This window comes from Isoptericola sp. NPDC055063 (assembly GCF_053608125.1).
The window spans coordinates 91,822-105,482 of record NZ_JBSGUW010000003.1; the positions used below are offsets into that span (position 1 = coordinate 91,822).

Here is a 13,661-nt window from a genome sequence, read left to right on the forward strand (position 1 = left end):
ATGCCGAGAGACAGGGAACTTCATGACGCAACACCGAACCGTCCAGCGTGGCCTCGCGGCCGCGGCGGGTCTGCTCGTCGGCCTGGTGGGCATGCTCGCCCCCGCGGCGTCGGCCTCCGCCGCCGAAGGAGCGGGCGAGCCCGCGTGCCCGGCGACCTGGTCGTCCACGACGGCCTACGGCGGCGGCCGGACGGCGGCGCACCACGGGCGCGCGTGGGAGGCCCGCTGGTGGACGCAGGGCAACACCCCCGGTTCGACGGGCGTGTGGGTCGACCAGGGGCCGTGCGCGGACGGGGGCGACGACTTCGTCGTGAGCCGGGCGGAGTTCGACGCGCTCTTCCCGGACCGGGACCCGTTCTACACGTACGACGGGCTCGTGGACGCCCTCGGCGCGTACCCGGCCTTCGCCAGCACCGGCACCGAGACGACGCGCACGCGCGAGGTGGCGGCGTTCCTCACCCACGCCGACTTCGAGTCCGTGGGGCTTCGGTACGTCAAGGAGATCAACGAGGCCAACTACTGGATCAAGTGCGACCGGTCCCAGCCGTTCGGCTGCCCGGCCGGCCAGGAGGCGTACTACGGCCGCGGGCCGATCATGTTCAGCTGGAACTTCAACTACAAGGCCGCGGGCGACGCCCTCGGGATCGACCTGCTGAACGACCCCTGGCTCGTCGAGACCGACCCGTCGATCGCCTGGCAGACCGCCCTCTGGTACTGGAACACGCAGAACGGCCCGGGCGTGATGACCTCCCACGAGGCGATGGTCAGCGGCGCCGGGTTCGGACAGACCATCAACTCCCTCAACGGGGCGCTGGAGTGCGGTGGCGGCAACCCCGCGTCGGTCGACGCGCGGGTCGAGCGCTACGAGCGCATCACCGGTGTGCTCGGCGTCTCGCCGGGCTCGGGACTGCGCTGCTGAGCAGGGCTCCCGCGAGCGCCCGTGGGTACGGCAGAATCTGGGACATGCAACGACCCATGCCGTCGCCCGCGGGCGTCTCGCCCGCCTGCTCGCACCCGGTGGGAGCGGTCGCGTGAGCGCCGGCCTCCTCGGCCTGCTCGACGACGTCGCCGCGATCGCGAAGCTCGCCGCCGCGTCCCTGGACGACGTCGGCGCCGCCGCCGCGAAGGCGACGGCGAAGGCCGCGGGCGTCGTCGTCGACGACACCGCCGTGACGCCGCAGTACGTGCACGGTGTCGCCGCGAACCGCGAGATCCCGATCGTCAAGAAGATCGCCAAGGGCTCGATCCGGAACAAGGTGTTCTACATCCTCCCGGTGGCCCTGATCCTCAGCCAGTGGGCGGAGTGGCTGCTCACGCCGATCCTCATGGTGGGCGGCACGTACCTGGCCTTCGAGGGCGCCGAGAAGATCTGGGGCCGACTGCGCGGGCACGAGGGGCACGACAAGCCCGCTGCCGCCGTCGGCCCGGACGCCGAGAAGACCCTCGTCGCCGGAGCCGTGCGCACCGACCTGATCCTGTCCGCCGAGATCATGGTCATCGCCCTCAACGAGGTGGCCCACGAGCCGTTCTTCTCGCGGCTGATCATCCTGCTGATCGTCGCCCTCGCCATCACCGTGGTGGTGTACGGCGTCGTCGGGCTCATCGTGCGGATGGACGACATGGGCCTCGCGCTCGCGGGCCGCGACTCCCGTGGCAGCCAGCGTGTGGGCCGCGCCCTGGTCACGGGGATGCCCAAGGTGCTCGCCGTGATCTCCGTGGTCGGCACCGTCGCGATGCTGTGGGTGGGCGGGCACATCCTGCTGACGGGCACGGACGAGCTCGGCTGGCACGCGCCCTACGAGTTCGTGCACCACCTGGAGGAGGCAGTCGCGCACGCCGTGCCCGGCATCGGCGGGTTCCTCGGCTGGCTCGTCAACACGTTCTTCTCCGCGCTGATCGGCGTCGTGGTCGGCGCCGTCGTCCTCGCGGTGATGCACGTGCTGCCGTTCGGCAAGTCCCACGACGACGGGCACGACGACCTGCCGGCGACGGACACCGAGCCGGCCGCGGGCCACGACGCGCCGGAGGGCGACGACCGGACCCGCTGAGGATCACTCGGCGGATGCGAGGGTGAGCAGCCGGAGACGGTGCCCGGCGTACCAGGTCGCGGCGGCGAACGCGCCGATCACGAGGGCGAGCGCGAGGCCTGTGCCGACGTCGGACGCGACCAGGCCGGACGGCGCGACCGACCCCGTGAGCGACAGGGCCCACTGCTGCACGCTGAGGTTCCGCGCCCCGGGCACGAAGCTGCCCACGAGGCTCTCCCAGAGCAGGGCGTACACCAGGCCGATGATCACCGCGTGCCGGGTGAGGATCGACAGGAGCAGGAAGAGCACCGCGTACACCGCGCCGGCAGCGAGCGCCCCCAGGCCGAAGGCGAGCGCGGCCCGCGGGCCGAGGCCGAGCACGACGGCCGCGACGACGGTCGGCACCACCGCGAACGCCAGCACCGCCCCGAGCGCCACGGCGAGCTTGCTCTGGACGATCGTGTGCCGGGAGACCGGCTTCGCCAGCAGGTGCACGATCGAGCCGTCGTCGATCTCGGGGGCGATCGCGCCGGTGCCGACGACGAGGCCGAACAGCGGCAGGAACGTCCCGAAGGTCACGCCCTGGAGCAGGGTCGCCGCTTCGGCCTCGGTGACGGGGACCAGGAGGCGCGCGAGGACGGCGATGCCGACGATGAGCAGGGCGAGGGCCGCGAGCAGCCACACGCGCCGGCCGCCCAGCATCCCGCGGGCGGTCAGGCGGACGACGGTGCCGTTCACGACGGGTCCCTCCGTGCGGTCGAGGTGGTGCGGGACGAGCTGTCGACGAGGTAGGAGAACACGCTCTCCAGGGACTCGTCGGCGGGGGTGACCTCGTACAGGCGGACGCCGGCGTCGCGCGCGACGCGGGGCAGGAGCGCGGCGAACCGCAAGAACTCGCTCGCCTGCACCCGCAGCCCGCCGGCGTCGAGGCTGACCCCTGCGGTCGAGCCGTCGGCCACCAGCGCGGAGGCGAGCGCGCGGTCGTCGCTGGAGGAGATGGTGTAGCGGTGGGGCCGGTCGGTCATGAGCCGGCGGATCTCGCGGTAGTCGCCGGACGCCGCGTGCCGGCCGGAGACGACGACCTCGATCTGGTGCGCCAGCTGCTCGACCTCCTCGAGGATGTGCGAGCTGAACAGCACGGTGCGGCCCTCGTCGCCCATGGTGCGCAGCAGCCCGATGAGGTGCAGGCGCTGCCGGGGGTCCATGCCGTTGAACGGCTCGTCCAGGAGCAGCACGGCGGGGTCGTGCACCAGCGCGGACGCCATCTTGACGCGCTGCTTCATGCCCTTGGAGTACTCGCCCACCTTGCGGTCCTGGGCGTCCGTCATGTCGACGGTGACCAGCGCGCGGTCGGCGGCCGCGCCCGGGTCGGGCAGGCCCTGCAGCTCGGCGCTCGCGCGCACGAGCTGGCGGCCCGTGAGGAAGTCGTACGTCGCCTCCCGCTCGGTGACGATCCCGAGGGTGCGGTAGATCTCCTGGTTCTTCCAGGTGGGCGCGCCGTCGAGGGTCACCGCTCCGGCGGACGGCGGCAGGAAGCCGCCGAGCATGTGGATCAGCGTGGACTTGCCGGCGCCGTTGGGCCCGAGCAGCCCGGTGATGCCCGGGCCCACCGCCATCGTGACGTCGTTGACGGCGACGACGTTGCCGAACCAGCGGGAGCAGGCGTCGATCCGCAGCGTGGCCATCAGAGCCGCACCCTCCGGTATCGGGCCGCGACCGCCGCGTAGCAGAGCGCGATCACCCCGAGGGTCACCGCGAGGAAGACGACGCCGGCGGCGCCGCCGGACGGCCCGGCCGGGGACGACGGCTCGGCGCCGAACGCCCAGACCTGCACCCCGTCCACGAGCGTCATCGGCGAGAACAGGCCGATCCACCCGGCGGTGGCCGGGTCGTCGGCGTCGAAGGCCACCAGGGCCTGGAGGCTGGTGACGACGGCGTAGGTGAGCGCGAGGACGGTGACGATGGCGGCCACACCGAACCCGCGGCGCGCCGTCCACGACGCGATGAGGACCGCGACGCCGGAGAGGATCGCGGCGAACAGGAGGGCGCCGACCAGCGCCTCGAGCAGGTCGACCGTCTGCCGGCCGGCGTCGAAGCCGGCGGCGAGCGCGCCGAGGTACATGACCAGGAGCGGCGCCGTGAGGAGGAGGAAGACCGCCGTCGCGACCGCCGCGAGCTTCGCGCGTGCGTAGTCCACCCGTTCCAGCGGCCGCGCGAGGTACAGCGGCAGGGTGTGGAACCGCAGGTCGAGGGACACGGCCTGCGGCGCGGCCACGGCGAGGAAGATGGCGACGGCCGCCTGCGTCACCATCGCGTACCGGGTGTACGGCAGCACCGGGCCGGTGATCGACCCCTGGCCGGCCAGGACCACGGTGACGACGGCGAGGATCACGGCCGGCAGCAGCATCAGGGCGACCAGGCCCATGGGCACGACCTTCGACCGCGGCGCGCGGCCCAGCCCGAAGACGCCCCGCAGCGTGTGGGTGTAGAGCCCGAGGGCGATCCCGCGTCGGCCGAGCCGCGGGCCCTCGTACTCGCGGTAGCCGATGTCGTGGATGACACCGGCGGGCGGGTCAGACGGCGGCATCGTCAACCTCCTGGTCGAACACCTCGGAGATGTGGTGGCGGCGCGGCGTCAGCCGGACCAGCCCGTACCCGCGGTCCGCGACGACGTCACGGACCACGTCGTAGGTCGCGTCGCCGTCGAGCCCGACGAGGAGCAGCGCGCCCTCGCGCGAGACCCGCAGCCCGGCGGCCGTCAGCGCCGCCGCCGCGTCGTCCGCGTCCGTGGTCACCTCGACGGCGAGCTGCGCGCTGGCGCGGGTGAAGTCGGCGACGGCGGACGAGCGCAGCAGCACGCCCGCGTCGACCACGACCACGTGGTCGCAGATGCGCTCGAGCTCGCCGAGCAGGTGCGAGGTCACGAGCACGGAGATGCCGAACTCGTCGTAGATGCGGCGGACCAGGTCGAGCATCTCGTCGCGGCCGGCCGGGTCGAGACCGTTGGTCGGCTCGTCGAGAAAGACGACGTCCGGGTCGTGCACCAGGGCCTGCGCGAGCTTCACGCGCTGCTTCATGCCGGTGGAGTACCCGCCGACCGGGCGGTAGCGCTCCTCGTACAGCCCGACGTGCCGCAGCGTGTCCGCGGCGCGCTCGCGGGCCGCGTCCGCGGGGAGCCCCGACACGCGGGCGAGGTGGACCACGAGCTCGGTGGCCGACATGTCGCTCGGCAGGCAGTCGTGCTCGGGCATGTACCCGACCCGTGCGCGCAGCGCGGCCCCGTCCGCGCGGATGTCGTGCCCGAGGACGGTCGCCGTGCCAGACGTCGGCGCCGCGAGGCCGAGGAGGATCTTGATCAGCGTCGACTTGCCCGCCCCGTTGGCGCCGACGAGTCCCGTGACGCCGTCGCCGACCTCGATCGACAGGCGGTCGAGCGCGGTGACCCGCGGGTAGCGTTTGGTGAGCTCATCGGTGGTGATGACTGGCACGAGCCCGACCGTAGCCCCGCACGTCATCCGCCGGAACCCCTCGCCGCCGCCGTTCAGGGGGAAGTCAGGGTGAACCCTCACGGCCGCGGGCGCCTCGGGTGCCCCACCGGCCGCCGGTCGAACTGATGTTCGAACCCTGGCTATCCTTGCGGCGTGGGACAGAGGGAGGGCCGCCCGAGCGGGCGGCCGACGGGCGCAGTCGACCGCGTGCCGCTGCGGGACGCGGCCGAGGGTGCGCCCGGCAGGTCGCGGCAGGGCGCGCACATCACGAGGCCGGACCGCGGCATCCCCGTGCGGGCGTGGATCACGTCGCGCCAGTCCGGTGAGCAGCTCGTCGAGGGCGAGGCCACCGCCTGGACAAACACCCAGGTGCACGTGCGGTATGTCGACGCCCACGGTCGCGAGGGGTTCGTCTGGCTGTGGGCGGGGGCGGTCACGCGGCGGTGAGCGTGCTGGGACACTGGGCGGCGTGCAGATCGACTTCCCGATGACGACCGCGGACTACCTCGCGTTCAACGTCCACGTGATCCGGACGTCCGCCGTCCTCCGCTCCCAGCAGACGCGGCAGCGAGCGGTCGCGGCCGCGGCCACCGCCTTGATCCTGCTGACCCTGATCGGCGTCCTCGGGGACGACTGGGTGGGTGGTGGCGTCGCCGCCGCCATCGGCGCGGTGGGGGTGTGGTGCACCCTGCCGTGGGCCAACCGTCGGCACGCCGTCCGCACCCTGCGTAGGCTCGCGGCCCACGACGGTCTCGGCATCACCGGTGACGCCCGACTGACCCTCGACGACGCCGGCCTCCACGAGACCCTGGGTGGCATGTCGACGACGGTCCCGTGGACCGGTGTCGAGCGGATCGAGGAGACCGACAGCCACGTCTTCGTCTTCATCGGGCCGCACGCCGCCTTGACCGTGCCGAAGTCCGCGACGCACGCGGCGCAGGCGCTCGACGAGATCCGCAGACGAGCCCTCGCGGCCGGGTGACCGTCGGCCCGGGCGGCAACGACGAACGGCGGCCGACCCACCCGGCGCCGTAGGGCTCCGGGAGCGTCGGCCGCCGTTCCGGCGACATCAGCGGGCCCTGGCGGGCCGCCGATCAGATGTCGTAGTAGAGCTCGAAGTCGAGTGCGGTCCAGGGGACACGTGGAGACCGTTGGTTGTGTTGGTTTGTCCGTTTCTTGTGTTGGCTTCGTTGGGTCTTGCCGGTAGTCCTGGGGACTAAGTGGGGATCTGAGGGGACCAACACGGACCGCTTCACCCGGCGCCCAGGGCGCCACAAGTGGCGGTCCGTCTGCTACCGTGACGCCCATAACCGAAAACGGCCCCGCCAGGTGCTACCAACACCAGACGGGGCCTGACCACCCAAGAGGACGGAACCCTCTCGATGGCTACCCCGCAGCATAGCGGGGGAGTGGCGACGCCGCCGCGACCCCTGCGCATCAACGCCCACGCGCCCCTCTGGCGCATCGTCGACGCCCTCGCGGCGTCCGGCTGGGGCGACCTCCGCGACGCCCCGCAGAGCGTCCGCACGTACCTCCTGGCCCTCGGCCGCATCGCCGACGCCCGGTCCGGCATCGCCGAGACCACCGACGCCCAGGTCGCCGAGCGTGCCGGGCTGTCCGTGCGCACCATCATGCGTGCCCGGTCCTGGCTCGAGGAGCGGGAGCTGCTCGTCGTCATGCGCCGCGGCGCCCGCCAGGGCCTCCGGGGTGTCGCGTCCCTGCTCTCGGTCACGAAGCGCGCCCTGGTGGCGATGCTCCCGGCCGCCCGCGCCGGCAAGGACGCCCGCACCCGGGCCCGCGGCGCTCGCCCCGGCGGTGCTCCCAACCTGACACGGTGGCGCGCCTTCCCCTCCTCTCGGAGGAAGACGGGCGCCGCACCGCGGCAGCCCCGGCCTGACGGCCCGACGAACATCCAGAAGCAGCTGGTCGAGGAGGCCGCGCACGCGGCCGCCAACCCCGTCCGCCCCGAGACTCTCGCCAGCATCCGCGCGCTCATCGCGCGCCGCTGACACCTGCCCACCGAGCACCACCACCACGAAGGAGAGACCCGATGTCCCAGCAGCGCACCGCCCGCCTCAACCCCGACACCATGCCCGTCCTTATCGTCGCCGTGCTCCTCGCCGCCGGCCTCGCCGCCGTCAGCTTCGCGCTGTCCTTCGCCGGGCTCGTCGGCGTCAGCTCCTGGGCCCACGTCCCGCACCGCCTCATCTGGGCCGTGCCCGTCATGCTCGACTCCGCGATCGTCGTCTACACCCTCGCCATCCTCGTGAAGCGCGCACGGCACGAGCGCGCCGTCGGCGCCTGGGCCACCCTCGCGCTCTGGACCGCCGTGTCCGTGGCCGCCAACGCCGCCCACGCCGCCGGCGTCCCCGACACCTGGCAGCGCGCCGTCGGGACCGTCGTCGCCGCCCTCGCCCCGATCGCCGTCCTCCTCGCCACCCACACGATCGCGGACCTCATCGTCGCCCGGACGGACGCGGCCGCGAGCGCCGGGGAGGACGAGGTGTCCGCGGAGTGGGACGCCGCGCGTGAGACGGACACAGACTCCCCGTCCGGGACGGCTGCGACGTCCGGCCCGTCCGTCGTCCGCCGGCACCCGACGCCCCGCCCGCGGGGACGCGCCGCCGAGCACCGGGACGAGATCGTCCGCCTGGCCGCCGAGGGGCTGTCCGTCCGGGCGATCGCCGAGCGGGTGGAGGTCGGGAAGTCGGCCGTCGCCGAGCTGCTGCGCCGTGAGGTCGCCGGCGGGGCGGTGACGGCGTGAACTTCACCCGCTCCAACGGATGCGCGCCCAGGGCATCGGCCCGCAGACTTCGGGTCGTGAGGAGTGTCCGGGCCGTGGTCGTCGTGCTCCTCGCGGCCATCGCGGTGACGATCACGCCCCTCCTGCCCGAGGCGGCCGAGCTCTCCGCGGGCCCCGTGAGGGTGGCAGGGACCCTCGGCCCTGGGCGCGCGCTGGTCGTCCCGCCCGTGGTCGACGACAGCGAGCGCGCCCTGCGGCGAGAGACGGCCCGCTCGGCCGTCGAGGCCCACTACGAGAAGGTCTATGGCGTGCGGATCACGCACACCTCTGCCGCCAAGGCGTGCGGGCGGCCCGTGCCCGACGACGGCGTGATCGGCTGCTACAAGGGCACGGCCGAGGGCGGTGGCGCTATCACGATCGCCGCATCCAGCACGACGTACCGCACCACGAAGGGGCGCTACTGGGTCGACCAGCTGATCCGTCACGAGGTCGCGCACGCCCTGATCCTGCGGACGTGCGACACGACCCGGCCGGCGTCCGCGGGGGTGCGCGAGGAGTCCGCCACCGACGCCTACGCCGTGCTCTACCTCGGCGCCGACCGCGAGGTCTTCGACAAGCACTCGATGTACGGCCCGATCCGGAAGATCGACTACATGGACGCGCGCCGGATCCATGCCGGGGACTGCGGCTGAGCGGCGCCCGGGCCCTCGGTCACCGACGCGTGACGGCGGACGCCCACACCCACGCCCAGCCCTCGCGGCCGCCGGCGTCGAGGTAGCGGACGCGGACCTGGCGCGAGGTCCAGGCGATGGCCCAGCCGTCGATCTCGGCCTCGCGCTGGTCTCGGCCGTAGGTGATCCACGCGGACACCGCGGGCGGCTGCTCCGGCTCGACGACTCGCTCGCCGGCGCGGGCGCCCTTCGGCGCGTCGATCGCGTGGTCGCGCAGCGGCACCGTCTCCACGGCGCCAGGCCAGCCTCCCGGCGGCGGCCGTCGCCTTGTCCCCATGCCGCCAGGGTAGAACACACGTTCGGGCACGACGAAGACGCCCCCGCCCACCCGTGAAGGGTGGACGGGGGCGTCCGTGTCCGGTCAGCCCGGGGTGACGTCGAGCGCCGTCCGCACGGCGGCGTCCTTCGCCTCGAGGAGCTTGCGCAGCGCGACCGTCCGCTCCGGCGTCCGGGGCAGCATCGCGACGACGTCGTAGGCCAGGCAGTAGAACCGGAACGAAACGTCGCGCAACGGCTCCTTCGTCAGGTGGTCGTAGGCGAACCACCGCAGCATCGGCTCCTCGTCCATCACGCCTCCCGCTGCTCGTCCGCGGCCGTCAGCGTGTCCGTGTCCGCCGTCAGGGTGGTGTCCGTGTCCGGAACCTCAGGCAGGAGGTCGATCGCCGTCCGGATCAGGGTCACGAGCGCGGCCGTCACCGCCTGCGTCAGCAGCAGCGGCCAGGAGATGTCCGAGAACGCGACAGCGGACGCGAGCGCCGCCGCGAGCGTCTGCGCGAACGTCCGGACGACGCGGTCGAGCACGGCCGCCCAGCGTGTCCGTCCGCCGCCGAGCTCGGGCAGGTTCGCGAGCGACGTCGCGACGGACAGCGCGGCCGCGAGCGCGAGCGCGAGGAGCGTCTGCCAGACGTCGTCCCAGCCGCCGCCGACCAGGGGCGCGAGGAGCGGGAGCGCGGCCGCGAGGACCGTGTAGAGGGCGCGCAGGCCGGCGGCGCGCCAGAACGTGAGGGTGAGGATCACCGCTTCTCCTTCCGCAGGGCCTGGTAGGCGCGCTCGGTCGTCGGGCCCCACACGCCGTCGGCCTTCACGCCGAGGACGCGCTGGATGGCCTGCACGGTGCGGTCGTGCGCGGCGCGGGACTTCGGGCCCCACTTGCCGTCGTCGTCGGCGCCGACGGCGCGCTGCGTGGCGGCGACGCCGTGCGGGAACTTCGAGCCGCGGAACCGGGACGCGGCGCGCACGTCCTCGAGGCGCTTCTCGGTGTCCGGGCCCCAGAGGTTGTCGCGCTGCTTCCACGGGAAGCCGACGGCCTCCTGCAGCTGCTGCACGCGCCGGTCGCCCTTGGGCGTGGTGGTGTACCGGTCGCCGAGGTTCGTGGACGCGGACACGTCGACGTGGAGGTGGTCGCGGTGGCCGGCGGCGGAGCCGTGCGTGCCGCGCAGCGCGTAGATCACGCCCAGGCCCATGCTCTGCGCGACCTGGATCGCGTACTGCGCCGCGGTGCGCTCGGACGCCGGCGAGCCCGCGGGCCCGTAGTTCAGGTCCGCGGCGAGGCCGTCGTAGTGCCACGACCCCTTCGTGTGCACCGGGTGCACGCCCCCGTAGTCGGGGTGCTCCGCCACGCGGAAGCCGTAGGCGTGCGCCCACTTCAGGAAGGCGCGCAGGGTCGACGCGCTGGCGGACTGACGTCCGATGCCCATGGTGAGTCCCTTCGGGTACGACGAAGCCCCCACACCGGGCGGTGCGGGGGCTGGTGGTGGGTGGTGGTCAGAGCCGGTCGGCGATCCGCTCGATCCGGCTCACGAGCGTCTCGTGCTCGCGCCGCGACTCGGCGGTGTGGCCGTCGAGCCGCTCAGCGACGGCGCGGGTGTCGTCCCGGTCCCGGCCGATGTCGCGACGCAGACCCCGGATCTCGGAGTCGTGCCGCTTGAGGTCGTCGCGCAGCTCGCCGACGGCCGCCAGGACGGCCTCGTGCTTCTCGTCGAGGTCGTCCCGGAGGTTGACGTCGTGGCTGTTGTTCACCCCGTGCGAGGCACGCCGTGCGTTGATCAGGGCGAGCAGGATCGGCACCAGCGCGAGGACGACGAGCATGAGGAGCAGCCACGCCCACCACGGCGTGCCCTCCGGCACCGTCGCCGTCATCCGGCCGCCGCCTCGAGCGCGGCGACCCGTGCCGCGAGCGCCGTGAGCTGCTCCTGCTGGCGTTGTACGACGACGGCGAGGAGGTTCGTCAGCCGGTCGTAGGACAGGTTGTCGGGGCGTCCCTGGTCGTCGTAGCCGACCCACTGGCCGAGGCCGGCGTCGTGCATGTCCTCCGCGATCGTGCCGACGAAGCGGCGTGTCGTGTCCGGGTCCTCGGCGACGTCGGTGCGGTCGCGCCAGGTGCGGGGCGCGAGCGCGTCGAGGATGGTCGCCGTGTCGACGTCGTCCATGTCGAGGCGCTCGACGTCCTGCTTGTACCGCAGGGACGACGAGGTCATCTTCACGTACCCGCCGTCGAGGACGACGTTCGCGGACGCGCTGGTCGTGCCCGCGCCGTAGATGTGCGGTCCGCCTGAGTCCACGCCGAGCGAACCGTAGGAGTCGCCGGCGGTGGACCACATGGACAGCCGGGCGCGGTCGTTGTTCATCCCGAGCTGGGTCCGGACGCCGGTCCCGTCGGTGGTGAGCGACTGCAGGGTGACGCCGTCCGCGCCCGTGCCGCAGAGGTACACGTTGTTGGCGTAGGCGGCGAACTCGCCGACCCTGGATGTCGTGCCCTGCCCGGCCTTGACGACCGTCGTCGCGTCCGTCCGGAAGATCGCCTGGAAGATGTCGTTCCCTGCGTCCGCGCCGGCGTTGTCCTTCTGCACCAGCAGGCCGCGCCCGAACAGGGTGCCGGTGGCGATCGCGTAGACCGGGCCGAACCAGGCCGCGGAGGACCCGTCCGAGTGCAGGGCGCGGAGGCGTCCGGTGGCGGGCACGGTGACGCCGGACGGGTCGATCGTGACGCGCGTGACGCTGTCCTCGATGGACCGCAGCGACGTGCCGGACATCTGGACACGGTCGCCGGACGCCGCGGTGCGGATCGTGGCGCCCGTGATCGTCATGCCGTCGATCGCCGTCGCCTCGAGGACCTCCGTCGTGACCGACCCGGCCGCGAGCTCGTTCGTGGTGACGGAGTTCGCCTCGATGTCGGGGCCCTCGATGCGGTGCGGCACGATCACCGACGACGTCGAGGCGACGGACTCCCGGCCGCGGTCGTCCACTGCCTTGAGGTAGAACGCCGTCGACACGACGGGCAGGCCCACGATCGGGACCGAGGTGTCACCCGAGTACAGGGCGGCCACCAGCTCGCCGTCCTGGTAGACGTCGACGCGCACGACGTTGCCGGGCATCGGGTTGCCGCCCACGGTCTTGCCGTCCCAGCTGACCGTCACCGTGCCGAGCTTGGAGAACAGGCCCGGCGCCGACGGCGCGGGCGGGTTCTGCCCGCCGTCGACCGTATCGTCGTTCGTGGGGCGCCCGGAGCCGCCGGCGGCCGCGCCGCCGGTGATGCCCTGCATCTTGCGGGCCGCGCGCAGCTCGGCGGCCATGACCCGGTCGTGCAGCACGACCGACCCCGTCACACCGTCCGAGCCCTTGCTGATCGTGACCTGCTGCACGCGGACCTTCTCGCCGGTGCCGGTCGTCGGCGCCATGATCCAATCGCCCGGCCAATAGTCGATCAGGGGCGCGTGCGCGACGTCGCCGGCGAGCACCAGCGCGCGCGTGTACTGCCCGCGCACCCGGGACGCGCGCTGCAGGTCCGACTGCACGAGCTTGCGGGCGGTGATCTCGTCCGTGACGCCGCCCTGGGAGACGTACCCCTCCCACTCGCCCCACGGGGTCGGCGCCGACGGGTTGTCGACCGTGACGACCAGGCCGCCGTCGCCGCGCAGCAGCGCCCGCGACACGATCTCCTCGATGGACTCAGCCGACGGCGCGTCCTGCACGTCCGTGCCCAGCCAGAGCCGCACCGTGGCGTCCAGGGCGCGCGAGAGCGCGGGCGAGTCCGCGTTCCACATCTGCAGCGTGCGTCCGTTCGTGCGCCAGTCGCACATGCCCTGGTCGGCCAGGCTCGACAGGATCACGTCGAGCCCGTCGCCGAGCTCGTAGTACAGCGTCGCCGCCTGGGACCACGCGGCGCCAGCCGTGTCCGCCGCGTCCGTCCACCCGCGCGCGACGGGGACACCGCCCCGGGCCGCGTTCTCGTCCAGCAGCGTCCGCATGATGACGCCCGCCGGCTTGCTGTAGAACGGTCGCTTGCCCGCCTGCTCGTCACCCTCCGGGAGCAGGCTCGCGGTGTTCAGGTTCCGGGCCTTCATCAGCAGCCACGAGTACGACGGCAGGGTCAGGCGCACGACGTCGCCGACGTCCGCCTGGTCGTGGTCGCGGGAGACGAGCACGAACCGGCCGCCGCGCGGCTCCACCCACGTCCCGCCGTTCGACACCTCGACCGCGACCTCGAGCCCCTGCTCGAGGCCGCGGCCCAGGATGTCGCCGCCCGCCGCGGCGCGGGAGTACTCGATCGAGAGCGCGCCCGTGTCGTTGTGCACGAACGACACGTCGAGCTTGAGCGGCTCCGGCAGGAACCCGATCGCCGACCCGCCAGGCTCGTAGGCCCGCAGGCGCACGTCGTAGACCACGCGGTGCT

Annotated in this window: 17 protein-coding genes; 7 read left to right on the forward strand and 10 right to left on the reverse strand. The window is 73.2% G+C overall.

What is annotated here, in order from left to right:
- Nucleotides 1-22: 22 nt before the first annotated feature.
- Both ACWF41_RS04345 and ACWF41_RS04350 read left to right on the forward strand, forming a co-directional pair.
- A complete protein-coding gene (locus tag ACWF41_RS04345; RefSeq protein WP_380318730.1) occupies nt 23-919 on the forward strand; it encodes a glycoside hydrolase family 19 protein in 897 nt (298 codons plus the stop codon).
- Nucleotides 920-1,031: 112 nt separating this feature from the next.
- The gene (locus tag ACWF41_RS04350) at nt 1,032-2,048 is read left to right on the forward strand and encodes a DUF808 domain-containing protein (RefSeq protein WP_380318728.1); all 1,017 of its coding nucleotides are present in this window, start codon (nt 1,032-1,034) and stop codon (nt 2,046-2,048) included.
- 3 nt (nt 2,049-2,051) lie between these two features.
- Here ACWF41_RS04350 and ACWF41_RS04355 read toward each other — a convergent pair whose 3' ends face one another.
- The 4 genes from ACWF41_RS04355 to ACWF41_RS04370 are packed head-to-tail and all read right to left on the reverse strand — an operon-like array spanning nt 2,052 to nt 5,515.
- Nucleotides 2,052-2,765, reverse strand: coding sequence for an ABC transporter permease (locus ACWF41_RS04355; RefSeq protein WP_380318726.1), 714 nt, complete (start codon nt 2,763-2,765; stop codon nt 2,052-2,054).
- Nucleotides 2,762-3,712: an ABC transporter ATP-binding protein gene (locus tag ACWF41_RS04360; protein ID WP_380318723.1), complete on the reverse strand. Its 951-nt coding sequence runs from the start codon at nt 3,710-3,712 to the stop codon at nt 2,762-2,764. The genes ACWF41_RS04355 and ACWF41_RS04360 overlap by 4 nt, the downstream gene beginning before the upstream one ends.
- Nucleotides 3,712-4,614, reverse strand: coding sequence for an ABC transporter permease (locus ACWF41_RS04365; RefSeq protein ID WP_380318720.1), 903 nt, complete (start codon nt 4,612-4,614; stop codon nt 3,712-3,714). Before ACWF41_RS04365 ends, ACWF41_RS04360 begins: the two co-directional genes overlap by 1 nt.
- Entirely contained in the window at nt 4,601-5,515 is a 915-nt protein-coding gene (locus ACWF41_RS04370; RefSeq protein ID WP_380318717.1) for an ABC transporter ATP-binding protein, read from the reverse strand. The genes ACWF41_RS04365 and ACWF41_RS04370 overlap by 14 nt, the downstream gene beginning before the upstream one ends.
- 153 nt (nt 5,516-5,668) lie before the next feature.
- Between ACWF41_RS04370 and ACWF41_RS04375 the strand changes: the two genes are divergently transcribed.
- The 5 genes from ACWF41_RS04375 (at nt 5,669) to ACWF41_RS04395 (ending at nt 8,950) form a co-directional block, all read left to right on the forward strand.
- Nucleotides 5,669-5,962 carry a hypothetical protein gene (locus tag ACWF41_RS04375; RefSeq protein ID WP_380318714.1) on the forward strand — a complete coding sequence of 98 codons (294 nt, stop codon included), beginning with the start codon at nt 5,669-5,671 and terminating at the stop codon, nt 5,960-5,962.
- A 22-nt stretch (nt 5,963-5,984) separates the two neighbouring features.
- Entirely contained in the window at nt 5,985-6,497 is a 513-nt protein-coding gene (locus ACWF41_RS04380; protein ID WP_380318711.1) for a YcxB family protein, read from the forward strand.
- 400 nt (nt 6,498-6,897) lie between these two features.
- Nucleotides 6,898-7,524 (forward strand): hypothetical protein, encoded by a 627-nt coding sequence (locus ACWF41_RS04385; RefSeq protein WP_380318708.1) that lies wholly within the window; start codon nt 6,898-6,900, stop codon nt 7,522-7,524.
- 41 nt (nt 7,525-7,565) lie between these two features.
- Nucleotides 7,566-8,279 carry a DUF2637 domain-containing protein gene (locus tag ACWF41_RS04390; protein WP_380318705.1) on the forward strand — a complete coding sequence of 238 codons (714 nt, stop codon included), beginning with the start codon at nt 7,566-7,568 and terminating at the stop codon, nt 8,277-8,279.
- A gap of 56 nt (nt 8,280-8,335) precedes the next feature.
- A complete protein-coding gene (locus tag ACWF41_RS04395) occupies nt 8,336-8,950 on the forward strand; it encodes a hypothetical protein (protein ID WP_380318703.1) in 615 nt (204 codons plus the stop codon).
- 19 nt (nt 8,951-8,969) lie between these two features.
- Here the strand turns inward: ACWF41_RS04395 and ACWF41_RS04400 are convergent, their stop codons facing one another.
- From ACWF41_RS04400 to ACWF41_RS04425, 6 genes are all read right to left on the reverse strand, one after another.
- On the reverse strand, nt 8,970-9,221 hold the full coding sequence (locus tag ACWF41_RS04400; RefSeq protein WP_380318701.1) for a hypothetical protein: 252 nt from the start codon (nt 9,219-9,221) through the stop codon (nt 8,970-8,972).
- Nucleotides 9,222-9,350: 129 nt separating this feature from the next.
- Entirely contained in the window at nt 9,351-9,557 is a 207-nt protein-coding gene (locus ACWF41_RS04405; RefSeq protein WP_380318699.1) for a hypothetical protein, read from the reverse strand.
- Nucleotides 9,557-10,006: a hypothetical protein gene (locus ACWF41_RS04410; RefSeq protein ID WP_380318696.1), complete on the reverse strand. Its 450-nt coding sequence runs from the start codon at nt 10,004-10,006 to the stop codon at nt 9,557-9,559. Before ACWF41_RS04410 ends, ACWF41_RS04405 begins: the two co-directional genes overlap by 1 nt.
- Complete coding sequence (locus tag ACWF41_RS04415) at nt 10,003-10,686, reverse strand: peptidoglycan-binding domain-containing protein (protein ID WP_380318693.1); 684 nt, start codon at nt 10,684-10,686, stop codon at nt 10,003-10,005. Before ACWF41_RS04415 ends, ACWF41_RS04410 begins: the two co-directional genes overlap by 4 nt.
- Before the next feature lie 67 nt (nt 10,687-10,753).
- Nucleotides 10,754-11,128 carry a hypothetical protein gene (locus ACWF41_RS04420; protein ID WP_380318690.1) on the reverse strand — a complete coding sequence of 125 codons (375 nt, stop codon included), beginning with the start codon at nt 11,126-11,128 and terminating at the stop codon, nt 10,754-10,756.
- Nucleotides 11,125-13,653 (reverse strand): tail fiber domain-containing protein, encoded by a 2,529-nt coding sequence (locus ACWF41_RS04425; protein ID WP_380318687.1) that lies wholly within the window; start codon nt 13,651-13,653, stop codon nt 11,125-11,127. Before ACWF41_RS04425 ends, ACWF41_RS04420 begins: the two co-directional genes overlap by 4 nt.
- Between the last annotated feature and the right edge of the window lie 8 nt (nt 13,654-13,661).